This is a genomic window from Ochrobactrum sp. AN78 (assembly GCF_029909885.1).
Lineage (GTDB): Bacteria > Pseudomonadota > Alphaproteobacteria > Rhizobiales > Rhizobiaceae > Brucella > Brucella quorumnocens.
Genome location: NZ_JASAMU010000006.1, coordinates 81,973 through 108,824, shown reverse-complemented (window position 1 = coordinate 108,824; position 26,852 = coordinate 81,973). Strand labels below are relative to the sequence as shown.

Here is a 26,852-nt window from a genome sequence, read left to right as displayed (position 1 = left end):
AATTAGAGCGCCGATCTGATCCAATCAGATCGAAACGCGCTTTAATGAAAAACCGGCCAATGGTGATTGGCCGGTTTTTTCTTTATGCAGATGCTTTCAGGTTCAATGCTTTGCGTATTTCTGGCGCAACCTTGGTCCCGAACAACTCTATCGATTTCATTGTATGCTTATGCGGCAGGTTACCAAGGGCGGTCTGCAACAAGAAACGATCATGTTTGAAATAGCTGTGCTGGGTTAGAATTTTATCGATCACCTGCTGAGGGCTACCGACAAGCAGCGAACCGCGCGGCTGGCACATGGCATCAAATTGTTCTCGAGTGGTTGGTGGCCAGCCGCGTTCCTGCCCGATTTTGCTCATCACATGAGAGTAAGGGTCGAAAAACTCATTGCCAGCTTGTTGAGAGTTTTCAGCAATATAGCCGTGTGAGTTTATTCCAACTTTGAGCTTTTCAGGGGTATGACCGGCCTTGAGGCCAGCCTCGCGATAGAAATCGGTCAGCTGTGAAAAGCGTTCCGGGTATCCGCCAATAATGGCAATTGCCAACGGTAAGCCAAGAAGCGCTGCGCGACCCACCGAGGCAGGCGTCCCACCAACCGCAAGCCATACTGGCAAAGAGCCCGGGAAGGCACGGGGATAGACACCGCGTCCATCAATTGCGGGGCGCGTAGTTCCGGTCCAGTCTACGCGTTCATTCTCCCGGATATTGAGGAGGAGGTCGAGTTTTTCAGCAAAAAGCGTGTCGTAATCGTCGAGATCATATCCAAACAGCGGGAAGGATTCGATAAACGACCCGCGTCCGGCCATGATTTCGGCGCGACCATTGGAGATGAGATCAAGCGTCGAGAACTGCTGATAAACGCGTACCGGATCATCGGACGAGAGAACCGTCACGGCACTGGTCAGTTTGATGTTTTTGGTGCGCGATGCGGCTGCTGCCAACACAATTGGTGGCGCAGAAACGGCATAGTCTGGGCGGTGATGCTCGCCCACACCGAAAACATCAAGACCCACCAGATCGGCAAGCTCGATTTCTTCAATAAGATTGTTGAGCCGCTGTTGCGGCGAAAGGAGGCGATTGGTTTCGAGATCAGGCCCGATATCGCCGAATGTATAAATACCGAGTTCCATGGCGTTCCATCAATTCGTTGGCTGTCGCAACCTAGTTAAGATGACTCATGCTGCTTGTTAAGAACGCACTGAAAGGTGATTGGGTTACCTTGAGGAAACCGGGCGGTTGCCCGCCCGGAAATAGATGGTTTTAGTATGCTGCGGTGAAGCGCTTCCGAATTTGCTTGCCTTGTTCTGCTTCATCCACGATTGCAACGGCCAGATCTTCTACGGAGATTTTGCTTTCGCCCTTGTCGTCAAAAACAGGCTCGTCTGCACCAAGGCGATATTTGCCTGTGCGTTCGCCGGGCTGGAGGATGATTGCAGGAGAGACAAAGGTCCAGTCCAGGTCCTTCTCTTCGCGCAACTCATTCAATGCCTGACGTGCACCTAGTGCGCCTTCTTTCCATTCGGCAGGGAACTCAGGGGAATCCACAAGCTGGTGGCCCTTGATCGCGAGACTACCGGCTCCGCCTACTGCGATGAGACGCTTAACACCTGCTTTTTTGGCAGCTTCATTGATGGAACGGCTACCCTTGATGTGGTTTTCACGGATGTTGGCGTCCGCCCAGCCGGGATTGAACGCAGAAATGACGATGTCATGCCCTGCAATCTGCTTTGCGAGCGTATCGGTGTCGAATATGTCCGCCTTCACCGCAGTAACATTATCGAGTTTCGCAACCTTATCCGTATTGCGGACGAGCGCGGTTACGCTATGGCCGCGCGATGCGGCTTCCTTGAGAACGGCAGTGCCAACAAAACCCGTAGCGCCGATCAGTGCGATTTTAGCCATGACAGTTTCCTTTCAGTTCCAACTGGAGAAGTGATATTTAATAATCAGGTTCTTTATGGTAACTAGGTAGTCGATACGACGAGCCTTGTGAAGAACGCACTTTTTCATGATTAGGGTACATGGAAGTAACCGCGCCGCTGGCAAGGGCGATCAGTCGAGAATGAAGCGCCAGAAGTTTGCCCAAGGAGATAGAATGACGATCAACACACGCCCGGATGCTAAAGCGCCGCTATTGTCATCGACGGCTGCGTTTCAGTCTGACCCCGATGGCGAAGGCTTATGTCCTATCCGCGAAGTTCTCGACCGGGTCGGTGATACGTGGAGCATCCTCGTTGTTTTCAATTTGCAAACGGGGTCGATGCGTTTCAATGCATTGCGTCGTGCTATTGAAGGGATTTCCCAGCGGATGCTTACTGTCACCTTGCGTTCGCTTGAGCGTGATGGGCTTGTGGCGCGCCATGTCCGTCCAACGTCGCCGCCAGAGGTTGAATATTCGCTGACCGAGCTTGGCCACTCGCTGGCGGTGCCGATTGATGTTCTTGGCCAGTGGGCGGTCAAGAATCGTAAGGAAATGCGCGAAGCTCGTTCACGCTTTGATGGCGGTGTCGAAGAATAGGGAACCTGATACCGGCGCATTCGTTACTCTCCCAGCAAAGGGAGTAAGAACAATGCCAGCAAAATCACAGGCTCAGCAAAAAGCTGCAGGTGCCGCTCTTGCCGCCAAGCGTGGCGAGATCAAGAAAAGCGAGCTGATCGGCGCTTCAAAAGAAATGTACGAATCGATGACCGAGAAAGAGCTCGAAGAGTTTGCTGAGACCAAACATAAAGGCCTGCCAGAACACGTCTCAGACAAAAAGAGCAACTGATTAACATCAGCTGCTCTGATAGCCGGAGCAACCAGCGCTTATTACGCGCCTTTTCCGGGTGCCAATTCAATTGCCTTAAGCTTACCGCCAGTTATGCCACAGCGCAGGGTGATCGTATCCCATTGTGTGCCGCCGCTTTTGGTGCGGGCTTCTCCGGGTACTGAAATAACGGCAGAAACCTTGCTCGCGTCTTTCGCGCTGAACTTCGATGATTTGTCATTGGTTGTGGCAGCAGCGATATCGTCCTTGGTGAAGCCGAGACGATCATATTTCTTGCTCTTCTTAACGTAATCATAGGCGCTGGCGATGCAATCAGCCACTTGTGGCGACGCTTGCTGGTCTTTCACGAGGGTCTGGTAGTTGCCAGTGAAATCCTTGGAGCGTTTCGGTACAGCGTCTGCATGAGCCGCGCCCGCGATGCCAAGAGTAAAAATTGCCGAAAGTATAATTTTGGTCGATTTCATGGATCGTTTCCTTTGAAAGGTCACCGCGCAAAAGTGCAGTGAGCAAAATCGATAATGACGATGCTATTAGAAAGGCAGTTTGGGCTTTTTAATGATGTCCCCCGTCTAGTGTGGTGGATTTGAAGTTCCCATCATTTGTGTTGCATCCACGTTTAGGAACTTCAAATCCGTAAACCACACTCGATTCAATATCATACCAGCTCGAGAATATCTTATTGGCAGATTCGAGCAAGGCAGGATTTGCCGTGGCAACCCTGATCCAGATGCATGTTTGTAAGATGTGCCGCATCCCCATCTGGTCCGATCACGGTCATGAAAAGCTTGCAACTTGCGCCATGCACAGCACGCCAGAACGCTTTGTCTTTTTCTGATCCGTTCCAGCCGCTTTCGAGTTCAGTTTTAGACCCGTCCGAGAATTTGAACGACATGATATCGAGCGCATTGGCGAATGCATGCTCAGAAACACGGCCGGTGGATGCGCCATTAACGTTGCGACATTGATAATCCGATCCAGTGCCAATTTCGGTGATCTTGACGCTATCGCCATACACTTTTTTAGCGGCATCTTTGACGTTTGTAGACCATTCAGCGAGTGTGACGGCCATGGCGCAGTTTGTCGTGACTGCATTTGCAAATTTTACAGGTTCATTTTTGCCAATAGCAGTGAGTGAGAGCGGCGAAAGCGCCCTGCATTGCGAGCCATCTTCGATCGGTGGCAAAAGCTTCCCCTCCACGTCGCCTGCCATCAATGCTGGACACGATACCTGATAGATACGTTCGGCCTTTTTTGGCTCAGGCTGTTCATCAACGGGCTTGGATTGTTTCATAGGTTGTTCGGGTTTTTTCTCAGGCAATGGCGTTGCATCGGCGGGCGCAGGCACAGGCACCACTGGTGCAGGCTCTTTTGTCTCTTCACGTGCCGGGGCAGGCGTTGGCACCGGAACTATGTTGGAGGATGGTAACGCCTTGCTCTGGGTCGAAGAGGGGGCCTTTGATTGCTGGCGCTTCGTATTGCGTTTTTTCTTTGAGTGTTTTTTGGCAGACGACTGCTTGGCGTTACCGCTCAACACCCTTTCAATGAGGTTCTGTGCATTTGCCGTTGTAGGTCCGGTCATGTTTTCACCGGGGAGTATCGTGATAGCGACGGCGACGAGACAGGTGATAATAATCTTTTGAAAGAAAGAGAAAGAAACGGCCATGTTCACCTCTTTTGATAGCGAGCGCTATGGCCTAATGTCGAAGGAGGGCTTGTCGTTCCTTCACACTTGATGGCAGATCGTTGCATTTAGTCTTCGGGGGGATATCAACGCGTATGTACCCGAAAATGGCTTCACACTTTTCTGGATGCGCGATAAACGGCTGAAATGGCCGAAAATCAGGGCTTCAGCCTTGACAAGATGACACCTCCATGACTAAAAGCCGCCATCGCTGGAGCCTAAACACTCCGGCGTTTCATTTGACGTGTCCCGTGGATGAAGATCGCAGCTGCGCGCTTCATTCTGTCAGTCCTTGTAAAACAAGGGCAGAGGAGGGCGCGTTTCCTATCTGTGCCGCAAGGCGCACCAACTTTTTAAAGGAAATGCGATGAGCAAGCGCGAATCCGCTAAGTACAAAATTGATCGCCGTCTTGGCGAAAACATCTGGGGCCGTCCGAAGTCCCCTGTGAACCGTCGTGAATATGGCCCAGGCCAGCACGGTCAGCGCCGTAAGGGCAAGCTGTCCGACTTCGGTGTACAGCTCCGTGCAAAGCAGAAGCTCAAGGGCTTCTACGGCGATATCTCGGAAAAGCAGTTCCGCAAGACCTATGACGAAGCAGCTCGCCGCAAGGGCGATACCGGTGAAAACCTCATCGGCCTGCTCGAATCGCGTCTGGATGCGGTTGTGTACCGCGCAAAGTTCGTTCCAACGATCTTCGCTGCACGCCAGTTCATCAACCACGGCCACGTGAACGTGAACGGTCGCCGCGTCAACATTCAGTCGTTCCGCCTCAAGGCTGGTGACGTTGTTGAAGTTCGTGAAAAGTCGAAGCAGCTCGTTATTGTTCTCGAAGCAGTTTCGCTCGCAGAACGCGACGTTCCTGACTACGTTGAAGTCGATCACAACAAGATGGTTGCAACCTTCGCACGCGTTCCAGTTCTGGGTGACGTTCCATACGCAGTTCAGATGGAACCAAACCTCGTCGTCGAATTCTATTCGCGTTAATTCTGAGCCTCTAGCTCAGTCTGCAGAAATAAATGGCCGCCCTTGGTTCCCCCAAGGGCGGCTTTTTTGTATGTAGGTCTAAATTTCTCTCATTCGTAGGAAGCACTATGAACGCTTTCGATCCAAACATTGCTGAAGATGCCGGAGCTGACGGTTGTCATCCGCTTTTTCGTGATGTGCCGACGTCGGTCGAATTCAACAAGCTGCGCAAGCGCCTGTTGCGGCTGACACGTCAGGCTGTTGATGACTTCGCCATGGTAAAGCCCGGTGAGCGCTGGATGGTGTGCCTCTCAGGCGGCAAGGATTCTTACGGTCTGCTTGCTTTGCTGCTCGATCTTAAATGGCGTGGCTTGCTGCCGGTGGAATTGCTGGCGGTCAATCTGGATCAGGGGCAACCGAATTTTCCAAAACATATTCTGCCTGAATTTCTGAACAATTACGGCATCGAACACCGCATCGAATATAAGGATACTTATTCGATTGTGACTGAGAAGCTGCCTGCAACGAGCACCTATTGCTCGCTTTGCTCGCGATTGCGTCGTGGCAATCTTTATCGCGTCGCGCGTGAAGAGGGCTGCTCTGCAATCGTTCTCGGTCATCATCGAGAAGATATTCTCGAAACCTTCTTCATGAACTTGTTTCATGGTGGTCGTCTCGCGGCCATGCCACCAAAGCTTCTCAACGACGATGGCGATCTGATGGTGTTCCGTCCGCTTGCGTACGTAGCTGAGGAAGATCTCGAAAAGTTTGCCACGGCGATGGAGTTTCCGATCATTCCGTGCGATCTGTGCGGCAGTCAGGAAGGTCTTCAACGCAATGCAATGAAGGCGATGCTGACCGACATTGAAAAGCGTATGCCTGGCCGCAAGGATACGATGATCCGCGCCATGACTAACGTGCGCCCAAGCCATCTGCTTGATCGCAACCTGTTTGATTTCGCTGGCCTGACGGCGGGTGGTGATATGGAGAATGACAGTGAAGTTTGATGAAAATCAGATCGATTGGTTGGCTGACCTTCTCGCAGACGCCGCAAACGAAGAAATCATGCCGCGCTTTCGGCAGTTGGGGCAGGGTGATATTCGCCAGAAGACCTCTCCGGCAGACCTCGTGACCGAAGCCGATGTAAACGCAGAACGCTATATCACAGCACGTCTCAATGAACGCTTTCCCGGCGCTTTGATTGTTGGCGAAGAAGCTTGTTCCGACGATGAAACGCTGTTGAATGGCCTCGGCGATGCGGAACTTGCATTCACCATTGATCCGGTTGACGGCACCTTTAACTTCGCATCAGGCGTTCCGCTGTTTGGTGTGATGTTGGCAGTTGTGTCGAAGGGTGAAACGGTTGCCGGTATTATTTATGATCCGGTTGGCAAGGACTGGATACTGGCCGCAAAAGGCGGTGGTAGTCATATCCGCTACCTAGATGGTTCCACGAGTCCCGTGCGCGTGGCAGAAGCTGCGGATATATCGCAGATGACGGGATCGGTTTCCTGGCAATATACAGCCGAGCCGACACGGTCGCGTCTTGCGCGCAATCACACGAAGTTCCTGTCACAAATCGGCTATCGCTGTGCCGCACATGAATATCGCATTATCGCGACCGGTGGCGCGCATTTTGCGGTCTATAACAAGCTGATGCCATGGGATCATTTACCTGGTGCGCTCATTCATCAGGAAGCAGGCGGATATCTCGCGCGCTGGGATGAAAGCCCGTATCTGCCGTCACATACAGGCGGCGGGATACTCGTCGCGCCTGACAAGGAAAGCTGGAAAGCAATTCAGACAGCCCTTTGGGCTGAATAAGGAAAAGCCCGCCAATTGGCGGGCTTTTTAATTGATAATCAGATCGGTTTGTTGTGCGGTTTGAACATTTTACCACGCTCCGCAATCAAAACGCAGATGAATGCAATGAAGCCCAACACACAGTAACCTGCTGCAACAGGCGTCGTCGTTCCGTCAAATGCCTGACCGATGACTGCGCCAAGTGCTGCACCGATCACCGTCTGTGCAAAACCCAGAACGGAGGATGCCGTGCCAGCCACTTCACCGAGTGGCTCCATGGCGAGGGCGTTAAAATTTGATACAACCAGGCTGAACGAGAACATGATAGTCATGTAGATCGCCATCAGAATCCAGAACGGCACAGGGCCACTAAACACTACTGAAAGCACAACCCAAAGTAGGCTAAAGCCGACGAATACCAGCAACATTGTCTGCGAAATTCGGCGCATTCCGTAACGCCCGACAAGGCGCGAATTAAGGAATGAGGCGAGTGCAAGCGTCATTGCCACGGCAGCAAAAGCCAGTGGGAACATCGTGCCGAGCTGGTATATGCCGACGAAAATCTGCTGCGCGGAATTGATGTAGCCAAACAACGCGCCGAGAATGAATGACGTGCCGAACATGTAGAAAAGAGCAACACGGTTGGAGAGAACAATACCGAAACCTCCAATAACACTCTTCACTGTAAGCGGACGGCGATGATCAACGGGCAGGGTTTCAGGCAGGCGGATATAGGCCCAGACGGCGACAACCGCGGCCATTATCGCCATCGAGAGGAAGATCAGGTGCCATTCGCCAAACAACATGATCAGCTGTCCCGTGGCCGGCGCTATGACTGGCAGGATCATGAAAACCATCATGACAAGCGACATGACTTCAGCCATCTGGCGTCCGGCAAAGCGATCACGCACGACGGAAACGGCAATGACACGTGTTGCTGCGGCACCCAGCCCCTGTAGCACGCGCAAGACAATGAGCGTTGTAAAATCGGTTGCAACCGCAGCTCCGAGAGCTGCGAGAATATAGATCGCCAAGCCACCAAATAGCGGCAGTCGTCGACCGAAGCGGTCGCTCAGTGGGCCGTAAAACAGCTGCGATACGCCAAAGCCCAACAGATAGGCCGTGATGACAAACTGCGCGTGGTTTTCAGTGAGAACCCCAAGGCTAGCTCCAATCTGCGGCAGACCGGGCAGCATGATATCAACCGCAAGCGCATTGATTGCCATGATTGCAGCGATAAGAGCAATAAATTCGGTGCGTCCGCGCATGGATGCTTTCTGGTCCGGCGAACCGTTCCTGATGTCTAGCGGCATGACTGGTATTCCTTGGCATAATTATGTGCCACTTGCAGAACAGGCGGCGTGAGATCGGAGATTTCTTAAACAAGTCTGGCGGGCGAGACCCGCTTAGCCTGAATATCAGGCCAATATAAAAGGCGCCACTAATCGGCGCCTTTTAGAATAAAACGGAGGCAAAAGCCGTATGAGGGGTAATTAATCCTCAAGCAGCCTTGGTGGCAATACCCTTGTCAGCAAAAAGTGTCTGCAATTCGTTTGACTGGAACATTTCGCGTACGATATCGCAGCCACCAATGAACTCGCCCTTGACATAGAGCTGAGGGACGGTTGGCCAGTTGGAATAATCCTTGATGCCCTGACGGATATCGTCGGAAGCGAGCACGTTAACGCCTTTATAGTCGACTCCGAGATAGTCAAGAATCTGTACGACCTGACCGGAAAAACCACACTGTGGGAAGCCTGGCGTGCCCTTCATGAACAGCACGATATCGTTGGTCTTCACTTCATTGTCGATAAAATCGTTGATTCCGGTCATTTCAATTCCTTTCAGGATGCCGGTTCAAATCCCGGCCCGCGTAGGGAGAGGTTCTACCTCAATATAGTAAGCTGAGCTTTGGTAATCACCCTCTAGAGGTGAAAGCAAGTCAAATTAGCGCGAATTCGGGCTAGATTGGGGGCAACATCTTGCCGCAGGAAGAAAATCACCGCCTCTAATTGTTAATTCCGATGCTGCTCTTGCACGTTTCCATGCCCAGATAGTTTGTCCCGCAAGCGTAATAATCAGAGGCGGTGTATTTCAGTTATTCCGGTATGCTGGTCTGAAGGGCGAGCGCATGAAGTACGCCGCCCATATTACCCTTTAGAGCGTCATAAACCATCTGATGCTGCTGAACGCGCGACTTGCCACGGAAGCTTTCCGCGACCACTTCGGCAGCATAATGATCTCCATCTCCGGCAAGGTCGCGGATCGTAACCTTTGCGCCGGGAATCCCTTCGCGTATCAGTTTTTCGATCTCATGAGCGTCCATAGCCATGCAAAAACTCCCGCCATTTCTGGCTTTTTATAGCATTCCCAACAAACGTGCATAGCGGTTTTGCGTTGGATAATGCGAAGAACAAATAGGTACATCGAATCGTAACGTATCATCGTGATACGTCAACATTGAACTGTCTACAGCATTTCCAGCAAAAGTGCGCAGCGGTATTGCTTCGGATAACGCGAAAAGCGAAGGCTTAAATTGTCGGCAAGCAAACGCCCGGCAAGGTGTCCCCAGCCGGGCGTTCATTGGTGATGGTTCTGTCCTATAAGGTTTAGTTGTCGACTGCCGCTTCACCGCTCATGAAGCCTGGGAACCAACCTTCAAAAGCCTGGTTGAGATCAGCAACAGCAACGTCCACGGTTCCTGTGAATTGCAAGCGATCGCCACCGACTGTGCCCAGTACGCGGAATGGAATCCCGGCACCTTCGGCATTCAATGCAATGAGCTTTGCCATTTCTGGCGTTGCGGCAATAACATAGCGCGCCTGATCTTCACCGAAGAGAGCCGCATGAGGCAGGCCGTCACCTGCGTCAAGCACAGCGCCCTTGCCTGATTTGATTGCCATTTCAGCAATTGCAATTGCAAGGCCGCCATCGGACAAATCGTGACAAGCAGTTACCTGACCATTGCGGATCGCCGAACGGACAAATTCGCCGTTGCGCTTTTCAAACGCAAGATTAACAGGCGGAGGAGGGCCATCAGCGCGGTCAAACAGATCTCGCAGGTAGACGGACTGGCCGAGATGCGTGCCGTCGGCGCCCAAAAGTACCAGCGTATCGCCGTCCTGCATGCCGCCTATCTTGGCCATTTGTGACCAATCAGGGATCAGACCAACGCCAGCGATGGTTGGTGTTGGCAGGATCGCCTGACCATTGGTTTCATTGTAGAGCGATACGTTGCCAGAAACGATCGGGAAATCAAGCGCACGGCAGGCTTCGCCAATGCCTTCGATAGCCTTGACCAGCTGACCCATGATTTCCGGCTTTTCGGGATTGCCGAAGTTGAGATTATCGGTTGAAGCCAGTGGCTCGGCACCGGTCGCAGTGATATTGCGCCAGCATTCGGCAACGGCCTGCTTGCCGCCTTCAAACGGATCGGCTTCGCAATAGCGCGGTGTGACGTCCGACGAGAAGGCGAGAGCCTTGGTGTCGTGACCTTCAACACGGATCACGCCTGCGTCGCCACCCGGGAGCTGCAAAGAATTACCCTGAATGAGTGTGTCGTACTGCTCATAAACCCAACGACGCGATGAGCCATCAGGCGAACCGATAAGCTTCAACAGGGCTTCAGAATAGTCTTCAACCTGAGGCACATTGCTTGCTGGCAGAGGAGCATGTTTGCCCGGTTCCATCCATGGGCGATCATATTCAGGAGCCTCGTCGCCAAGTTCCTTGATCGGCAGGTTGGCAACTTCTTCGCCCTGATGGATGACGCGGAACCGCAGATCGTCGGTGGTCTTGCCGACAATTGCGAAATCGAGGCCCCATTTGCGGAAGATTGCCTGCGCTTCTTCTTCCATTTCCGGCTTGAGAACCATGAGCATACGCTCCTGGCTTTCGGACAGCATCATTTCATAAGCTGTCATGTTTACTTCACGTACAGGAACGTGGTCGAGAATGAGTTCGATACCAAGATCGCCCTTGGCACCCATTTCAACAGCCGAGCAGGTGAGGCCAGCGGCACCCATATCCTGAATGGCGATAACTGCGCCCGAAGCCATCAGCTCAAGGCAGGCTTCCAGAAGGCACTTTTCAGTAAATGGATCGCCAACCTGAACAGTAGGACGCTTTTCTTCAATGGATTCATCGAACTCTGCCGATGCCATAGTAGCGCCACCAACGCCATCACGACCTGTCTTGGCCCCAAGATAGACAACCGGCAGGCCAACGCCTTTGGCTTCGGACAGGAAGATGCCGTCGTGTTTGGCAAGGCCTGCAGCAAATGCATTGACGAGAATATTGCCGTTATAGCGCTTGTCGAAGTTCACTTCGCCGCCAACGGTCGGAACGCCGAAAGCATTGCCGTAGCCGCCAACGCCGGAAACAACGCCGGAAACAAGATGGCGGGTCTTTGGATGATCAGGTTCGCCAAAGCGCAGTGCGTTCATTGCTGCCACCGGGCGAGCACCCATTGTGAACACGTCACGTAAAATACCGCCAACGCCAGTTGCCGCGCCCTGATAAGGCTCGATGTAAGATGGGTGGTTATGGCTTTCCATCTTGAAGACGACGCAATCGCCATCGCCAATGTCCACAACACCGGCATTTTCGCCGGGGCCCTGAATAACACGAGGGCCGGTTGTCGGGAGTGTACGCAGCCACTTCTTCGACGACTTGTAGGAACAATGTTCATTCCACATGGCCGAGAAAATGCCGAGCTCCGTGAAGCTTGGTTCGCGTCCGATCAGGTCGAGGATACGCTGATATTCGTCCGGCTTGAGGCCGTGGGCAGAGATAAGTTCCGGCGTGATGTCGCGCTTATTGGAAATAGTCATTGAGCTGAGGGACCCCGTGGCAGGCTGCGGTACCCGAAAACTTCTGCCGAAGGGCGGACACCTAAGGTTTCAAGGGGCCTCTTTAACCTAACTCTGTCAGAAGCGCGACAGGAAAATGCCGATTTCCCGGCTCAAATGCTGCCTTCATAGCCTGCTTGTTCATTTTCCAGCAGTTGGCGCAAAGTTGTGAAGCCATTTTCCACCAGAGCACGGTCTGTTGGCGAAGAAAACGCAATGCGAACCCGGTGGTATGTCCGATCAATGCGTCCAGCTTTGAACTCGTCTTCGTCATCGATCAACAGGCCGTTTTCATATGCGGCTGCTTTGAATGTGCTCGTGAGCCAGGGTTCTGGCAGCTTCAACCACAGGATTGGCACGTGCGGCGAAGAAACAAAGTCATAACCGGCAAAGATTTTGCGGGCCAGTTGCTCCCGCCATTCGATTTCAGCAGAGCATTTGTCCAGAAGAGCTGTCGCTTGACCGGAAAGCACCATTTGAGCGGTGGTTTCAGCAAGCAGAAACGAAACGCCTCCCGTCATCAGCTTGTGCGTGACGCGCAAACGCTGCGCGCAATGCGGAGGGCAGGCGACCCATCCGCAACGCAAGCCGGCAGTCACAGCCTTTGAAAGACTGCCCAGCAAGAAAGTGCGTTCCGGCGCAATATCAGCGATTTTCGGTATGTTTGATCGCGTCATGACCCCGTAGGTGTCATCTTCGATAAGCCAGACATTATGACGTGCTGCGATACTGGCAATAGCTAACCTACGCTCATAGGGCATGGTTGCGAGCGTTGGATTGTGAATGCTTGGCATCAGAAATGCCATTGCCGGGTGCTGTTGATTGCAGACCCGCTCGAACTCTTCAGGGATCATGCCATATTCGTCACTCGCAGCAATGGCGATGCGCCGCCCCGTAATCCGCACGGAACGACTGACCTGCGTATAGGTGAGGTCTTCAAAAACGATCCGGTCGCCGGGGGCGGTAAAAGCCGTGATTGCAGCGATTGCTCCCGCATGAGCGCCATTGGTAATCACGATGTTACTCGCATCGGCGGGCGCGTTTTCCTGATTGAGCCATTGTCGCCCGGCTTCCAGCCAATGTTGCGGGAAATGCCGCGTGTAATTGACGACCTCATGTGGGAAATTGCGGATAACGGACGCGATAAGCGGCTCAAGCACGGCGTTCTGCCCAACATCGGGTGCAGCAGTCGTATCGAAACGCCCCTTATCGAGGGGAGCATCCTGAACGCGCGTACCGGCGATGCCATCGCTTGAATAGGCCGGAGGTGCATTCTTGCGATCTTGATTGCCCAGTACATACGTACCGCGGCCGACTTCACCGGTTACAAGTCCTCGCTCATGCGCGAGAGCATAGGCTCGTCCAATTGTGCCGATTGTCACCTTGAGATCATAGGCGAGATTACGTTGCGGTGGCAATTTCTGTCCGGCTGGCAGCGCGCCATCTACAATTGCTTCTTCAATGGCATCAGCCAGTTGAAGGTAGAGAGGGCCGGATTTATCGGTGAGGTCTGGGAGCCAATTTGTCATGGTCACAATATAAGCATTGTATCGATATTTGAGTCAATTGTATTTACTTCACAGGCGCCTGATTGGTGCAAAATAGTGATGAAGCCCAGAAATGAAGGCAGTGTGCTATGACCTATGTGTCAGTCAAGCATGATGAAATAGATACAATTGATACAATGCAAGGCAGGGAAAGCGTTGTTTCTTATACACCGCGCCCGATCTGGCAGAGTTTCGTTGATTGGTGTTCTCTACGTCTCATGCTGCGCCGCAGTCGCATTCAGTTGATGGACCTGACGGATGAACAACTCCGGGATATTGGCATAACGCGGGGTGCGGCTCACAAGGAAGCGCGCAAGGTGCGCTTCCATATCCGCTAAAGCATGCATCCAAAACTGGGAACCGGTTCTGGGCGTAAGGACATGCTGATTAAAGCATGTCGCGCTCAAATGGATTCATTTGAGCTGCCACGAACATGCGATAGTTAAAAGAATCTAGAGCGAGCGCCATGGGTGCGATTAAGCGCGACCCGCTCTAGAGCGCCGTGCGCCTTCTTGGGCGCACAAAGGTCGCTCTAACACTCTATATTTACAGCATAATTCCTTAAACTGATTCAGGTTTAAGGAATTATGCTGTAGGCTGATAAAATGGATCAGCAGTCCTTCTGACCGGACGCCCAGCGATTGATGTCCTTGGCAATGCGGCCGCCATGCGCCTGTTGCATCATCGGACCAAAAGCCTCAATGCGGGCAGGGTTGCCTTGGGCTTGGACAACAAGCAGTGGCCGTCCTGCCAAATTGCGCGAAGACACCACCAGAAAACGTGGACGCCCGGTAAACGAGTTGAGTTCCGGTGCAAGTGTATAGCCGCGGAAATCCTTATCCTTGGATTTGAACCAGCAGCTGTTTGCCCCAAGTGCTATGCGCTCCATGGTCGGAAGTGCTGCCTTATTGGAATCGATAGAAACGGGGCCGGGTGCAGGCTTCGGCGTACAAGCTGCAAACAGTGCAAGCGCTGGAAGTGCTACAAGCGCAATGGTCTTATTCTTCAAGGAAGACTCCATCAGAACGTTTTCAGCAGAGCCATCAAGGGTTTGGCTGGCCGATAAACGCGTAGAAACAAGATATTAAGGCATTTCCTGCAAGAGCGCGAAGCGGTTTTGTGGGAGGTAAATGCGCAAGAACAAATAGTTAAAGCGCATGTTTAAAGAATGCGCTTAGTATTGGTTGGGATAACTCAGGCAAGCTGCGGCATGAAAGCCTTCAACCCGTCATTCATTTCATTCCAGATAAGTTCGAACACCGGATCCTGCTTTGCTTTCACCGCATATGTGTCGAATTTTGGGTAAGCTTCCAGCAAATCTGATTTTCCAGAAAGCTTCTTCAGCGGTTCCATGAGAAACCGCACAGGCACCAGCCACGCATCGGCGAGCGTTGGCGCATCGCTAAGCGCAAAAGCTTGATCGGTGAGCCGTGATTCAACCACACTTAAACCTGTACGAAGCTTGGTGAACAGTCGATCAATGGTGGCGTCGTCCTTCTCAGGCTTGCTGAGCAGAATGAACAGCTTCATCGCTGGCCCGAGCACTTCGAGTTCAGTCACGCGTGCCAAAAGCCGAATGAGCGCACGCTCCCGGGGACTACCGGGCAGAACAGGCGTTTCTGGAAAATGGTCTTCCAGATATTCGGCGATAACGGCTGCTTCAAATAGTGTCTCTCCAGAGCCGGTTATCAGCACCGGAACACGCTTTAAAGGCGTCACATGAATGAAGTCTTCTGGAAACGGATAGGGAAGGTTAATAGGTTTGAACGGTAGTTCCTTGAGATAAAGAACACCACGTACAAAAGCGGAATAGGGGGAGAGTGGGCGTGAATATAGCTGCATCGATATCGTTCCCCGATTCGGTTTATTCAGGAAGTATCTGACGATCAAGCTGCCATGAATTTTTGTGCAAGGCTAGGCCCTGAGAACGGAGTTCTCATTTGCCAGCTCAATTGAACCGTCCGATTTAAGGCAATAAAAAATGGCCGCCGTTTTGCAACGAAGGCCATTTGATCTGTTTATCAGCGGCTAATCGCTTAGGCAGCGATACCGAGAGCGCCTGCAAAAAGTGCGCGGCCATCATCTCCGCCATGTGCACCTTCAATCAGGTTTTCAGGATGAGGCATCATGCCAAGGACGTTGCCGCGCGCATTGACGATGCCTGCGATATCGTTGACCGAGCCGTTTGGATTTGTCCCGTCCGCATAACGGAATACAACCTGACCTTCACCTTCGATACGCTTGAGCGTTTCGTCATCAGCGAAGTAGTTGCCGTCATGATGGGCGACAGGGCAACGGATGATCTGGCCGGGCTGATAACCACGTGTGAAGGCGGTATTGGCGTTGCTGATTTCAAGCTTCACTTCACGGCAGACGAACTTCAGCGAAGTGTTGCGCATCAAAGCGCCCGGCAGCATTCCGGCTTCGACGAGAATCTGGAAGCCGTTACAAACGCCGATGACCATTATGCCCTTATCGGCCTTTTCGCGAATAGCTTGCATAATGGGCATGCGGGCTGCAATTGCACCACAACGCAGGTAATCGCCGTAGGAGAAGCCACCTGGGATGAGGATCAGATCAACATCGTCGGGGATGCTGGTATCAGTCTGCCAGACGGTTACAGGCGCCTGACCAGAAATCTTTGTTATGGCCGCAATCATATCGCGGTCACGATTAAGGCCGGGAAGAAGAACGACTGCTGCTTTCATGGCGTTTTACGTCTCTTTGAATTTGAGTGCCCTTCAAAACCGCTCATCAGCTGTTCTGAAGGCGCGCAAGAAATAATCTGAATCCGCAGCCTGTCAGCCAATGACGATCGCGTAATCTTCAATAACCGTGTTGGCGAGCAGCTTCTCGCACATGGCCTTGAGATCGGCTTCAGCTTTTGCCTTGTCCGAGCCTTCGAGTTCGAGATCGAAGACTTTGCCCTGACGGGCAGAATTGATGCCTTCGAAACCCAGGCTACCGAGCGCGCCTACAATGGCTTTGCCCTGTGGGTCGAGAACGCCGTTTTTCAGTGTAACGGTGACGCGTGCCTTGATCACTGAGTAGTACCTGCTGATCTAGAGCATTTCCAGCAAAAGTGCGAAGCGGTTTTGCGTAGGATAATGCGACAAACAAAATTACTTAGAGCGTTTCGCATGGTTCAGTTAAAACAGTAAACGCTCTCGCGTAACAACAATGAAAACAGCCCGGAACGCGAGTTGCCGGGCTGTGCGGATTTTACTTCACAAGCGTAGGGCCGGAAGGACGAGGCGTTTCGTTCTCGTTCATAATGCCGAGACGGCGCGCCACTTCCTGATAGGCCTCAACCAGCCCGCCCATATCGCGGCGGAAGCGGTCTTTGTCGAGTTTGTCATTTGTGGTGACATCCCAAAGACGCGCTGAGTCTGGCGAGATTTCGTCGGCGACGACGATACGCATCATATCGCCTTCGAACAGACGGCCGCACTCCATCTTGAAGTCAACAAGCTGGATGCCAATGCCAAGGAACAGGCCGGTGAGGAAGTCGTTGACGCGAATGGCAAGAGCCATGATGTCGTCGATTTCCGCAGGGCTTGCCCAACCGAAAGCTGTAATATGCTCTTCGGTGACCATTGGATCGTCGAGCGCGTCTGCCTTGTAATAGAACTCGATGATCGAGCGTGGCAGAACAGTGCCTTCTTCGAGGCCGAGGCGCTTTGACAGCGAACCGGCAGCAACATTACGCACAACAACCTCAAGCGGAATGATTTCCACTTCCTTGATCAGCTGCTCACGCATGTTGAGACGGCGGATAAAGTGGGTTGGAATTCCAATGCGGTTAAGCTGGGTGAAAATGTGCTCGGAGATGCGGTTATTCAACACGCCTTTTCCGTCAACAACTTCATGCTTCTTCGCGTTAAACGCGGTTGCGTCATCCTTGAAGAATTGGACAAGCGTACCGGGCTCAGGGCCTTCATAAAGAATCTTGGCCTTGCCCTCGTAAATACGGCGGCGACGGTTCATGGCTTTTCTCGGATTTCCAAAAATGTGATGATCGGCTTTTGCCGCTATTCTCGCGGGCTACGTATAGCAATTGTGGGCTTTTAACAATCCTGCTTTGTACCCGTTCCCCCGTTTTAAGTGATTCAGAGCCGGATAAATCAAGAAAGTGTTGTTTGGCTCTTGTATAATCTTGCGCCCCTTGCCAGCTTTAGGCAAGAGAACGGATGACGATCTCGCATAACTTAGAGCGTGTTGAATTTTGGGATAAGTCTCAGTACACGCGCTAAGCAATTGTTTTGCTGCATTGTCTTATGCAAAAGCTTAACTGCTTTTGCTGGAAATGCTTAAAGTCTTGGGAGCTGTATTAATGACCACTGGCATGGATGACCGCCGCAACGCTTTCGAAAGCAAATTCGCACTTGATGCGGAGTTGCGCTTCAAGGCAGAAGCTCGCCGCAACAAGATTCTTGGTCTCTGGGCCGCAGAATTGCTTGGCAAGCACGATGCAGACGCTGATGCCTATGCTCGTGAAGTTGTTGCAGCTGATTTTGAAGAAGCGGGTGATGAAGACGTCTTCCGCAAGCTGCGTGCTGATTTCGACGCGGCGAGTGTGAAAGTGACGGACGAAACCATTCGCGAGAAGATGTTTGCTTTCCTCGAGGAAGCAATTCAGCAGGTCCAAAAGGACTAAATGATATTCAGGGGCGGAAATGCAAAGCGCATTTTCGCCCTTATCATTTGGAGCGTATCCCGAAAAGCGGGAGCCGGTTTTCGGAGAAAGATGCGCGTAAAAACAAATAGATAGAACATTTCCATTGTTTCAGTCTAAACAGGAAATGCTCTTGAGTAGGGGAATAAGCATGTCTTTGTCTTCGCGTCTTCGTGCCGGAGAAACAGTTCTTTCCGCATGGTCATCCTTGCCGGAAATACTGACAGTTGAGGTTTTGGCTCACAGTGCTCTTGAGGCTGTAACGCTTGATATGCAGCACGGTGGCCATGATGAGCAAAGTGTGCTGCGCAGTCTTGGGTTGATCCTGAACGCAGGAAAGCCACCCGTCGTTCGTATTCCGGTTGGACGTTTTGATATGGCAAGCCGTGCGCTCGACTTTGGCGCTCAGGCTGTAATCGCGCCAATGATCAACTCGGTTGAAGATGCACGCAGATTTGCAGCAGCGATGAAATATCCGCCGGTTGGTGAGCGTTCGTGGGGCGTTTTCCGAGCCAATGCCGATTACGGCGCGCCAGGTTCGAATGACTATCTCGTGACGGCCAATCAGGACACGCTGGCTTTCGCGATGATTGAAACGCGCGATGCATACGACGCACTTGATGCGATTCTCGATGTACGCGGTATTGATGGCGTATTCGTTGGTCCTGCCGACTTCTCAATTGCCTGGAGCAATGGCCGCGAAGCCAATCCGGATTCCGAAGCAATCATCGAGCCGATTAGTATCATTGCACGCAAGGCAGCTGCTGCAGGGAAATTTGCAGGCATTTACTCGCCTTCGGCAGAATTCGCACGTCGCTATATTCCGCTTGGCTTCCAGTTTCTGACATTAGGAAATGACGGCGGCTACATTCGCCTCGGTGCCAAGACGCTTGTGGATGCTGTTCGCGCATAAGAAAAAAGCGGCAGATGGATTGTCATCTGCCGCTTTTAAACTGGATATGAATCTATTTAATCAGATGTACTTATAACTTTTTGAATTAGTGATGTTTTACAGGTTGCAGCTGGGTCATGAATTCAGCAAAAACCATTGAGCCTTCAGGCCATGGGCCGTGGCCTGATTCCGAATTGATGTGCCCGGATTCACCTGCATCTATCAACATCGCGCCCCAATCCTTCACAACCTCTTCTGCGGCTTCAAAGCTTGAGAACGGATCGTTGCGACTGACGACTGTGATCGTCGGAAAAGGCAAACGATCACGCGGATAAGGACCAAAGGTCATAAGATGCTTGGGCCGGATCTTTTCATTTGAGACGTCCGGTGGTGCCACAAAAAATGCGCCAGCAATCTTATGCTGAATGTGCGGCATGGCGTGAAGCGCGGTCGCGACACCCAGTGAATGCGCGACCAGAACAATAGGCTTTGTGGCCTCATTGGCGGCTTTCACAAGCTGTGCGACCCAATCGTCCTTTACGGGTTTCGACCATTCGGCCTGCTCGACACGCCGAGCCGTCGAGAGTTTGCTCTCCCAACGGGTCTGCCAGTGATCGGGGCCGGAATTGGTGTAGCCGGGGATAATGAGGATATCTGTGTCTTTGACTTTCATGCCTCCTATTTAGAGGCGATTTTGCATGTCTTCAAGCTTGCTAAAGCGTGTCGAGCTCAAATGGATTCATTTGAGCTCCCGCGAACATGCGACAGTTAAAAGAATTTAGAGCGAGCGCCATGGGTGTGATTAAGCGGGACACGCTCTAATTGCATAGCGCGAAAAGTATTAAGCGCCTTGGTATAAGACGGGTACTCGAAGATGACTGACGCAAATGATGAACAGCTTGTTCGATGATCGCTATCTTGTGAAACGCTCTCCAAATTGTGATCTTTGGCGAGAAGATAACTACGGAGAGGATGTAACGACTATGGCCATCAGCAGAAGAACTATGCTTGGTTCTGCAGGCGCAGCCGTTATGAGCAATATTCTTTCCGCGCGCGCAGAAATGCCGCCGAAGGAGAATGAAATGACTGAGACGCTGAAGACGGCCACCACCGAAAAGGTCGTTTCCAACAACACTGCAAAAAACGCAGCTTTGCCCTTCGCAATGACGACACCAGTACGTGTGGCGCGTGTTGGTCTTAAGGCGCGCGATGCTGAAGGCCTTGCAGAGTATTATCGCAACGTTGTGGGCTTGCGGGAGATGACACGCCGTGGCGCTTCCATTGTTTTGGGCGCCGGTGATCGCGAACTGATGGAAATCGAACAGTTTTCCGCGGCTAAACCTGATGATCCACGCAGTGCGGGTCTTTATCACACGGCATTTCTGTTGCCGACACGTGGTGATCTCGCGCGCTGGTCGCGTCGGGCTATCGACAAGCAGTTGCCCGTTGCCGGTGCATCCGACCACAATGTCAGTGAAGCAATTTATCTGACCGATCCGGAAGGGAACGGCATCGAAATCTATTCCGATCGCCCACACAATACGTGGCAGTGGAACGGTGATCGCGTGAAAATGGGTACCGATGCGCTTGACGTTAAAGACCTTCTCGATGTTATCGATCGTGAGGGCGGTGAATGGAACGGTGCGCCACAGAATACCGTCATTGGTCATGTCCACTTGCGCGTGGGCAATGCAAAGGATGCCGAAGCTTTCTGGCATCAGCAACTGGGCTTTGATACCGTGCAGACCTATGGCGACAAGGCAGTTTTTCTGTCTACGGGTGGATATCATCACCACATCGGCGCAAATGCTTGGCAGAGCTCTGGTGCTGGTAAACGTGATCAGGACCGCACTGGCCTTGGATGGGTTGAGATGGAAGATACGCGAGGCGGCAATAACCGCGCCTTTGAAGACCCATGGGGCAATGTAATCAATACGATCAAAACAAGCGCCTGAATTGAAATATTAAAAAGCCCCATGTTTACAAAAACATGGGGCTTTTTTCGAGTTTGACGTTTGAAACAGCGTATGTGTCAGTTGGGATTCAAACGTCAAATTCAATCGACTACAGCATAATTCCTTAAACTTGAATCAGTTTAAGGTAAAATTATGCTGTAAATATAAAGTGTTAGAGCGACCTTTGTGCGCCCAAGAGGGCGCACGGCGCTCTAGACCCTAAATCTCAGCCGAAAACGCGCTTGAAAATCGTATCGACATGCTTGGTGTGATAGCCAAGGTCAAACTTTTCGCGGATCTGTTCTTCGGAGAGTGCTGCACGCACTTCCTGATCGGCCAGCAGTTCTTCAAGGAAGTCTGCACCCTGTTCCCAGACACGCATCGCATTGCGCTGCACGAGGCGATAGGAATCCTCACGGGAAACACCAGCCTGTGTAAGAGCCAAAAGCACGCGCTGTGAATGCACGAGACCACGGAACTTGTTCATGTTCTTGAGCATGTTGTCTGGATAGATCACCAGCTTCTCGATAACGCCAGCCAGACGGTTCAGCGCGAAATCAAGCGTGATGGTGGTGTCCGGACCAATCGCACGCTCGACACTCGAATGCGAAATATCGCGTTCATGCCAGAGAGCAACGTTTTCCATAGCAGGCACAACCGACATACGAACCAGACGGGCGAGACCGGTCAGGTTTTCGGTCAGAACAGGGTTACGCTTGTGCGGCATTGCCGACGAACCTTTCTGGCCGGGAGAGAAGAACTCTTCCGCTTCCAGAACTTCTGTGCGCTGCATGTGACGGATTTCGATTGCAACATTTTCAATCGACGAAGCGATAACGCCAAGCGTTGCAAAGAACATGGCATGGCGGTCGCGCGGGATAACCTGCGTTGAAACTGGCTCAGCTTCGAGACCGAGCTTTTCGCAGACATATTCTTCAACGCGTGGATCGATATTGGCGAAGGTGCCAACAGCACCCGACACCGCACCGGTTGCGATTTCGGCGCGGGCTGCAACGAGACGAGCACGGTTACGCGACATCTCGGCGTAGAAACGTGCAAATGTGAGACCCATTGTTGTCGGCTCGGCATGAATGCCATGGCTGCGACCAATACGAACGGTATCCTTATGCTCGAAAGAACGCTTTTTGAGCGCTGCAAGCACGCGGTCCATGTCTGCGAGAAGCAGATCAGCGGCGCGTACGAGCTGCACATTCAGCGTCGTGTCGAGCACGTCCGAAGAGGTCATACCCTGATGCACAAAGCGGCTGTCCGGGCCGATGAATTCAGCAAGATGCGTCAGAAATGCAATGACGTCATGCTTGGTGACGGCTTCGATTTCATCGATGCGCGCAACGTCGAACTTTGCAACGCTACCCTTTTCCCAAATGGTCTTGGCAGCTTCCTTTGGGATTACGCCCAGTTCAGCGAGCGCTTCGCAGGCATAGGCCTCAATTTCGAACCAGATGCGGAATTTGGTTTCGGGAGACCAGATGGCGACCATTTCTGGTCGGGAATAGCGCGGGATCATGGGCATATCCTGTTTTGGCGGCCCGTCTGCCGGGCTGCAGGTCTTGGGTAAAGGGGATGCGCGGTGTTTAGCAGAGCGCAAGGCTCTGCTCAACGCACTCGCCCCGGGAAAATAGTTCAGCGTGCTGCTTCTGCGGCTTGGCGAATGGCTGCGATGTTGGCGCGGTAGGTTTCTACCGAGTTACCCTTGTAGACAGCAGAACCGGCAACAAGAATATTTGCACCTGCAGCAACAACCGATCCAGCGGTTTCAGGTGTAATGCCACCATCCACTTCAATGTCGATTGGACGGTCACCGATCATATCACGCACGCGCTTGATCTTGTCGAGCATAGGCGCAATGAACTTCTGACCACCAAAGCCCGGATTGACCGTCATGACGAGAACGAGGTCAACGTCATCGATCACATTTGTCAGAGCCTCGACAGGGGTCGCAGGGTTGAGCGCCAGACCAGCCTTTTTGCCCAAAGCACGGATGCTCTGAAGCGAGCGGTGCGTATGCGCGCCAGCTTCGGCATGGATCGTGATCAGATCGCAGCCTGCATCAGCGAAGTGCTCGAGATAGGGGTCGCAAGGCGCAATCATGAGATGCGTATCGAAGAAAGCCTTGGTGCGCGGACGAATGGCTTTTACCACCGGTGGACCAAACGTGATGTTTGGCACGAAATGACCGTCCATGACGTCGATATGAATCCAGTCGGCACCCGCTTCAAGCACGGCATCAACTTCTTCTCCAAGACGCGCAAAGTCAGCGGACAAAATGGATGGGGCGATAGCGATAGGACGCATGTTTGTCTCCCTTGCAGGATGTTTTCACATCATAAAATAAAAATGCGCCCGGCCAAGGTGGGCCGAACGCACATATTTAGTTGGTCAGCCCCAACGCTTGTGGAACCACATCCACTGGCCGGGATATTCGCGTACCCAGCCTTCAACGGTGTCGTTGAGAAGCTGAGCAGTCGCGGCAACATCGATTTCGCCTTTTTCGTCGCGTGGCAGCTCCATGCGCTCTTTGAGTTCGAGCCGATAGCGACCGCCAGGCAGGCGTATGCAGCGCGCCGGATAGACATCGCAATCATACTGTCGCGCGAGCTTTGCGAGCAGCGGATTGGTTTTTACCGGGCGGTCGAAAAAAGTCGAGGGAACGCCGCGTTGGAACTTCTGGTCCACCAGCATGCCGACGTTGCCGCCGCTGTCCAGAACGCGGGCAAGCGACCAGGCGGCACCAGCCTTGGATGGCACGAGATGCCCCATGTTGGTGCGGCGCGCCTTGAGAACTGTTTTGGCAATATAGGGATTGTTTGGCGGGCGGAAGAGGGCCGTTACATCCAGCCCAAATGTACCCGCGCAGATCGGCAGAAGCTCGAAATTGCCGGTATGCGCGGTGAAGAAGATGTGCGGTTTCTTCTCATCACGCAGGCGTTCGAAGATCGGAATTCCTTCGACTTCAATCAGGCCGGGCTCTGTAGCATTTGGGTCGAAATCGAAGATCGCGTCGAGGAAGATATATTCTGCGAAGAGGCGAGCCATCGAATCCCACATTTCGATGGCGATCTTTTCGATTTCTGCTTCGCTCTTCTCAGGATAGGCCAGACGAAGATTGTTGATCGCAACCTTGTGCCGTGGCGTCAGCGGTCCCACCTTGCGCGCGAACCATGCAGAAAAGCGGATCGCACTTTTAGCAGGTAACAGACGCAGCAGGGCCAGAGCCAGAAACACTGCCTGCGCCCAAAGCCAGTAGTTGAACTGCTTGAGCTTACGCGACCATTTGAAGAGAAGAAGCTTGAACTTGAACATCAAAAGCTTAGTCGATCTGCAACACGATTTTGCCGAAGACGTCGCGGCCTTCCATGCGCTTCAAAGCAGTGTCGATATCATCAAAGCCGACAATCGTGTCGATGACCGGATGAACGACGCCTTGCGCCATTTTCTGCATGGCGTCAGCCATATTCTCCATGCGGCAACCGAATGAACCGAGAAGCTTAAGCTGTTGTTGGAACAACATCATCAGGTTCATGTTCGTGGAAACGCCGGAGGTGGAACCACAAGTCACAAGACGTCCACCGCGCTTCATGCAAAGCATTGAGCCTGCCCATGTGTCTGCGCCGACATGTTCAAACACGACATCGACGCCCTTCTTTTTGGTGAGCTTGCGAACAACACCTTCAAAGCGGTCGACACGATAATTGATAACGTGATCGGCACCCAGTGCCTTGGCCTTTTCGATCTTGTCATCCGAGCCAACGGTAGTGATGACGGTGCAGCCCATCTTCTTGGCAAGCTGGATTGCGGCCGAACCAATGCCGGAACCCCCGGCCTGAACCAGAATCGTTTCACCCGGCTGAAGCTTCGCATTGTCAAACAGCATATGCTCGACCGTACCGAAGGTCACAGGAGCAACAGCCGCACCGATTGCGTCAACGCCGGGAGGTGCTGGAACCAGAAGACGTGCTGGCAGATTGACTGCTTCACATGCAAAGCCATCAAGATGGAAGCCATGGACGCCGCCTACATGTTCACAGAGGTTGTCGCGGCCTTCGCGGCAGGCCTTGCAGAGACCGCAAGTGCGTGCGCCATAGATCGAAACGAGCTGACCGGGCAGAACATTGGAAACACCGGGACCGATTGCATCGACAACGCCAGAGGCTTCCGCACCTATGACCAGTGGCATCTTGCGCTTGGCAAATGCCATGCCGCGCCAGCCCCATACATCAATATGATTGAGCGCGACGGCTTTGATCCTGACCGTAACTTCGCCATTGCCGGGTGCGGCAGGCGGAGCGATATCGGTCATTTCGAGACGACGATCATCAAGAAGCTGCAAGGCGCGCATGAATTTATCCTTTTCAAGACATAATCCCGGAAAGCATACGGCTTTCCGGGATTACCGAGAGTATACAACTTTTAGTCCGATTAATTCGGATTTGCCGTCAAAACAAGGCTGGCATTTTGTCCACCAAAGCCAAATGAGTTTGAAAGCACCGCGGAAACCTGTCCGTCGCGCTTCACATTCGGCACGACATCCAGCGGGATTGCCGGGTCTGGATTGTCGTAATTGATAGTTGGCGGCAATGTGCCGGTCTGGATCGTCAGCAGTGAAAACACGGCTTCGATAGCACCGGCAGCAGTCAGCGTGTGGCCAATCATCGACTTGTTGGATGAAACCGGGATCGACGCGATCGGCTCACCAAATACGCTTGAAAGAGCAAGATATTCCATTTTGTCATTCTCAGGCGTCGAGGTGCCATGAGCGTTGACATAAGAAATCTGATCTTCAGTCAAACCGGCATCAGCAAGTGCTGCACGCACGGTTCCGATAGCAGGCGAGGCATCCGGCTTGGAACGGGTGCGATGGAAATCGTCGGCCTTTTCGCCACAACCTGCCAGAATGCCCAGCACCTTTGCGCCGCGCGCCACTGCACTTTCAAGTGATTCCATGACCAGCGCACCAGAACCTTCGGCCATCGCAAAACCGTCGCGGTCCTTGGAGAAGGGCTTTGAAGCCTTTTCCGGTTTGTCGTTCTGGGTCGAAAGCGCTGACAGCAGCGAGAAGCGGATCAGCGATTCAGCTGATACCGAACCGTCTGTGCCGATCGAAAGAACACGATCGCTTTCGCCGCGACGAATGGCTTCGACGCCGAGCTGAATTGCGGTCGCACCCGAAGCGCAAGCAGTCGACAGCGTAACTGGCAGGCCGCGTGTGCCAAAAACCTCTGACAGGCGCTCGGCGATATAGCCGAACTGCGTCGTATTGAACAGATCAATCTGACGCGCACGACGGCAGGCTTCGAGCAGAAGCTGATAGCTGGCCGGACCTTCATCCTTGATGCTTGCATCGAGCGCAAACCGGCTTTTCCAGTCCAGCTCAACAGGAGGTGCTGCAAGGAAAAGTGGACCGCCAAAGTTGGTCACGGAAAGACCGGACTGTGCGAGCGCCTCTTCACCAGCAAGACGTGCGAGCGCCTCGGAGAGGGCAGAGGAGCCGATATTGCTTTCTGGAAGAAAATCGACGGTACCGGAGAAGCGTGTCTTCAGGCTTTCCGTCGGAAAGCGGGTGATGTCATGAATGCCGGAGCGTCCGCCGGTCAGTGCAGCCCAATTATCTTCCTTGCCCTGTCCGAGGGAGGAAACAACGCCTGCACCTGTAATTGCAACGATGGGGCGGCCGAGATGGTCTGTATATTTGGTCAT

General features: G+C 52.7%; 29 protein-coding genes. 9 read left to right on the top strand and 20 right to left on the bottom strand.

What is annotated here, in order from left to right; genetic code table 11:
* Nucleotides 1-82 precede the first annotated feature (82 nt).
* A complete protein-coding gene (locus tag QBD00_RS13065; protein ID WP_318579718.1) occupies nucleotides 83-1,129 on the bottom strand; it encodes an LLM class flavin-dependent oxidoreductase in 1,047 nt (348 codons plus the stop codon).
* Between the two features lie 130 nt (nucleotides 1,130-1,259).
* A complete protein-coding gene (locus QBD00_RS13060) occupies nucleotides 1,260-1,901 on the bottom strand; it encodes an NAD(P)-dependent oxidoreductase (RefSeq protein WP_318579717.1) in 642 nt (213 codons plus the stop codon).
* Nucleotides 1,902-2,094: 193 nt separating this feature from the next.
* Between QBD00_RS13060 and QBD00_RS13055 the strand changes: the two genes are divergently transcribed.
* A complete protein-coding gene (locus QBD00_RS13055) occupies nucleotides 2,095-2,517 on the top strand; it encodes a winged helix-turn-helix transcriptional regulator (protein ID WP_095446458.1) in 423 nt (140 codons plus the stop codon).
* Nucleotides 2,518-2,569: 52 nt separating this feature from the next.
* Complete coding sequence (locus QBD00_RS13050; RefSeq protein WP_094576906.1) at nucleotides 2,570-2,767, top strand: DUF3008 family protein; 198 nt, start codon at nucleotides 2,570-2,572, stop codon at nucleotides 2,765-2,767.
* A 41-nt stretch (nucleotides 2,768-2,808) separates the two neighbouring features.
* Here QBD00_RS13050 and bspC read toward each other — a convergent pair whose 3' ends face one another.
* Both bspC and QBD00_RS13040 read right to left on the bottom strand, forming a co-directional pair.
* Nucleotides 2,809-3,231, bottom strand: coding sequence for a type IV secretion system effector BspC (bspC, locus tag QBD00_RS13045; protein WP_095446459.1), 423 nt, complete (start codon nucleotides 3,229-3,231; stop codon nucleotides 2,809-2,811).
* Between the two features lie 212 nt (nucleotides 3,232-3,443).
* Complete coding sequence (locus QBD00_RS13040) at nucleotides 3,444-4,430, bottom strand: extensin family protein (RefSeq protein WP_412535024.1); 987 nt, start codon at nucleotides 4,428-4,430, stop codon at nucleotides 3,444-3,446.
* Between the two features lie 385 nt (nucleotides 4,431-4,815).
* On the opposite strand from QBD00_RS13040, the gene rpsD reads away from it, so the two are divergent.
* The 3 genes from rpsD to QBD00_RS13025 all read left to right on the top strand — a co-directional run bounded on the left by rpsD (nucleotide 4,816) and on the right by QBD00_RS13025 (nucleotide 7,236).
* A complete protein-coding gene (rpsD, locus tag QBD00_RS13035) occupies nucleotides 4,816-5,433 on the top strand; it encodes a 30S ribosomal protein S4 (RefSeq protein ID WP_024897500.1) in 618 nt (205 codons plus the stop codon).
* 107 nt (nucleotides 5,434-5,540) lie between these two features.
* Nucleotides 5,541-6,419, top strand: a complete 879-nt coding sequence (ttcA, locus tag QBD00_RS13030) for a tRNA 2-thiocytidine(32) synthetase TtcA (protein WP_318579716.1) — start codon at nucleotides 5,541-5,543, stop codon at nucleotides 6,417-6,419.
* Nucleotides 6,403-7,236 (top strand): inositol monophosphatase family protein, encoded by an 834-nt coding sequence (locus QBD00_RS13025; RefSeq protein ID WP_412535023.1) that lies wholly within the window; start codon nucleotides 6,403-6,405, stop codon nucleotides 7,234-7,236. The genes ttcA and QBD00_RS13025 overlap by 17 nt, the downstream gene beginning before the upstream one ends.
* A gap of 38 nt (nucleotides 7,237-7,274) precedes the next feature.
* Here the strand turns inward: QBD00_RS13025 and QBD00_RS13020 are convergent, their stop codons facing one another.
* From QBD00_RS13020 to QBD00_RS13000, 5 genes are all read right to left on the bottom strand, one after another.
* Entirely contained in the window at nucleotides 7,275-8,528 is a 1,254-nt protein-coding gene (locus QBD00_RS13020; protein WP_095446463.1) for a multidrug effflux MFS transporter, read from the bottom strand.
* Between the two features lie 187 nt (nucleotides 8,529-8,715).
* A complete protein-coding gene (gene grxD / locus QBD00_RS13015) occupies nucleotides 8,716-9,048 on the bottom strand; it encodes a Grx4 family monothiol glutaredoxin (RefSeq protein ID WP_095446464.1) in 333 nt (110 codons plus the stop codon).
* A gap of 265 nt (nucleotides 9,049-9,313) precedes the next feature.
* On the bottom strand, nucleotides 9,314-9,547 hold the full coding sequence (locus QBD00_RS13010; protein WP_134153339.1) for a BolA/IbaG family iron-sulfur metabolism protein: 234 nt from the start codon (nucleotides 9,545-9,547) through the stop codon (nucleotides 9,314-9,316).
* Between the two features lie 277 nt (nucleotides 9,548-9,824).
* Complete coding sequence (purL, locus tag QBD00_RS13005; RefSeq protein ID WP_318579714.1) at nucleotides 9,825-12,047, bottom strand: phosphoribosylformylglycinamidine synthase subunit PurL; 2,223 nt, start codon at nucleotides 12,045-12,047, stop codon at nucleotides 9,825-9,827.
* A gap of 131 nt (nucleotides 12,048-12,178) precedes the next feature.
* Complete coding sequence (locus QBD00_RS13000) at nucleotides 12,179-13,594, bottom strand: PLP-dependent aminotransferase family protein (RefSeq protein WP_264232831.1); 1,416 nt, start codon at nucleotides 13,592-13,594, stop codon at nucleotides 12,179-12,181.
* Between the two features lie 107 nt (nucleotides 13,595-13,701).
* On the opposite strand from QBD00_RS13000, the gene QBD00_RS12995 reads away from it, so the two are divergent.
* Entirely contained in the window at nucleotides 13,702-13,950 is a 249-nt protein-coding gene (locus tag QBD00_RS12995) for a DUF1127 domain-containing protein (RefSeq protein WP_095446468.1), read from the top strand.
* 272 nt (nucleotides 13,951-14,222) lie between these two features.
* Here the strand turns inward: QBD00_RS12995 and QBD00_RS12990 are convergent, their stop codons facing one another.
* The 5 genes from QBD00_RS12990 to purC form a co-directional block, all read right to left on the bottom strand.
* On the bottom strand, nucleotides 14,223-14,621 hold the full coding sequence (locus QBD00_RS12990; RefSeq protein ID WP_095447878.1) for a hypothetical protein: 399 nt from the start codon (nucleotides 14,619-14,621) through the stop codon (nucleotides 14,223-14,225).
* Nucleotides 14,622-14,806: 185 nt separating this feature from the next.
* Nucleotides 14,807-15,454: a glutathione S-transferase family protein gene (locus tag QBD00_RS12985; protein WP_318579713.1), complete on the bottom strand. Its 648-nt coding sequence runs from the start codon at nucleotides 15,452-15,454 to the stop codon at nucleotides 14,807-14,809.
* Between the two features lie 194 nt (nucleotides 15,455-15,648).
* The gene (purQ, locus tag QBD00_RS12980) at nucleotides 15,649-16,320 is read right to left on the bottom strand and encodes a phosphoribosylformylglycinamidine synthase subunit PurQ (protein ID WP_151096058.1); all 672 of its coding nucleotides are present in this window, start codon (nucleotides 16,318-16,320) and stop codon (nucleotides 15,649-15,651) included.
* A gap of 93 nt (nucleotides 16,321-16,413) precedes the next feature.
* Nucleotides 16,414-16,656 (bottom strand): phosphoribosylformylglycinamidine synthase subunit PurS, encoded by a 243-nt coding sequence (purS, locus tag QBD00_RS12975; protein WP_094576949.1) that lies wholly within the window; start codon nucleotides 16,654-16,656, stop codon nucleotides 16,414-16,416.
* A 178-nt stretch (nucleotides 16,657-16,834) separates the two neighbouring features.
* On the bottom strand, nucleotides 16,835-17,599 hold the full coding sequence (gene purC / locus QBD00_RS12970; protein ID WP_095446471.1) for a phosphoribosylaminoimidazolesuccinocarboxamide synthase: 765 nt from the start codon (nucleotides 17,597-17,599) through the stop codon (nucleotides 16,835-16,837).
* 346 nt (nucleotides 17,600-17,945) lie between these two features.
* Between purC and QBD00_RS12965 the strand changes: the two genes are divergently transcribed.
* On the top strand, nucleotides 17,946-18,269 hold the full coding sequence (locus QBD00_RS12965; protein WP_095446472.1) for a DUF1476 domain-containing protein: 324 nt from the start codon (nucleotides 17,946-17,948) through the stop codon (nucleotides 18,267-18,269).
* A 163-nt stretch (nucleotides 18,270-18,432) separates the two neighbouring features.
* Nucleotides 18,433-19,200 carry an HpcH/HpaI aldolase family protein gene (locus tag QBD00_RS12960; protein WP_264231817.1) on the top strand — a complete coding sequence of 256 codons (768 nt, stop codon included), beginning with the start codon at nucleotides 18,433-18,435 and terminating at the stop codon, nucleotides 19,198-19,200.
* 85 nt (nucleotides 19,201-19,285) lie between these two features.
* Here the strand turns inward: QBD00_RS12960 and QBD00_RS12955 are convergent, their stop codons facing one another.
* Nucleotides 19,286-19,852, bottom strand: a complete 567-nt coding sequence (locus tag QBD00_RS12955; protein ID WP_318579712.1) for an alpha/beta hydrolase — start codon at nucleotides 19,850-19,852, stop codon at nucleotides 19,286-19,288.
* Between the two features lie 310 nt (nucleotides 19,853-20,162).
* Here QBD00_RS12955 and QBD00_RS12950 point away from each other — a divergent pair, with 310 nt between their 5' ends.
* Nucleotides 20,163-21,134 (top strand): VOC family protein, encoded by a 972-nt coding sequence (locus QBD00_RS12950; protein WP_318579711.1) that lies wholly within the window; start codon nucleotides 20,163-20,165, stop codon nucleotides 21,132-21,134.
* 226 nt (nucleotides 21,135-21,360) lie between these two features.
* On the opposite strand, the gene purB is transcribed toward QBD00_RS12950, so the two are convergent.
* The 5 genes from purB to QBD00_RS12925 all read right to left on the bottom strand — a co-directional run bounded on the left by purB (nucleotide 21,361) and on the right by QBD00_RS12925 (nucleotide 26,852).
* The gene (gene purB, locus QBD00_RS12945) at nucleotides 21,361-22,662 is read right to left on the bottom strand and encodes an adenylosuccinate lyase (protein ID WP_095446475.1); all 1,302 of its coding nucleotides are present in this window, start codon (nucleotides 22,660-22,662) and stop codon (nucleotides 21,361-21,363) included.
* A 116-nt stretch (nucleotides 22,663-22,778) separates the two neighbouring features.
* Nucleotides 22,779-23,450 (bottom strand): ribulose-phosphate 3-epimerase, encoded by a 672-nt coding sequence (rpe, locus tag QBD00_RS12940; RefSeq protein WP_318579710.1) that lies wholly within the window; start codon nucleotides 23,448-23,450, stop codon nucleotides 22,779-22,781.
* Nucleotides 23,451-23,534: 84 nt separating this feature from the next.
* Nucleotides 23,535-24,461: a lipid A biosynthesis lauroyl acyltransferase gene (locus tag QBD00_RS12935; RefSeq protein ID WP_318579709.1), complete on the bottom strand. Its 927-nt coding sequence runs from the start codon at nucleotides 24,459-24,461 to the stop codon at nucleotides 23,535-23,537.
* A gap of 4 nt (nucleotides 24,462-24,465) precedes the next feature.
* Nucleotides 24,466-25,494, bottom strand: coding sequence for a zinc-binding dehydrogenase (locus QBD00_RS12930; protein ID WP_095446478.1), 1,029 nt, complete (start codon nucleotides 25,492-25,494; stop codon nucleotides 24,466-24,468).
* Nucleotides 25,495-25,574: 80 nt separating this feature from the next.
* On the bottom strand, nucleotides 25,575-26,852 hold the full coding sequence (locus QBD00_RS12925; protein ID WP_318579708.1) for a beta-ketoacyl-ACP synthase: 1,278 nt from the start codon (nucleotides 26,850-26,852) through the stop codon (nucleotides 25,575-25,577).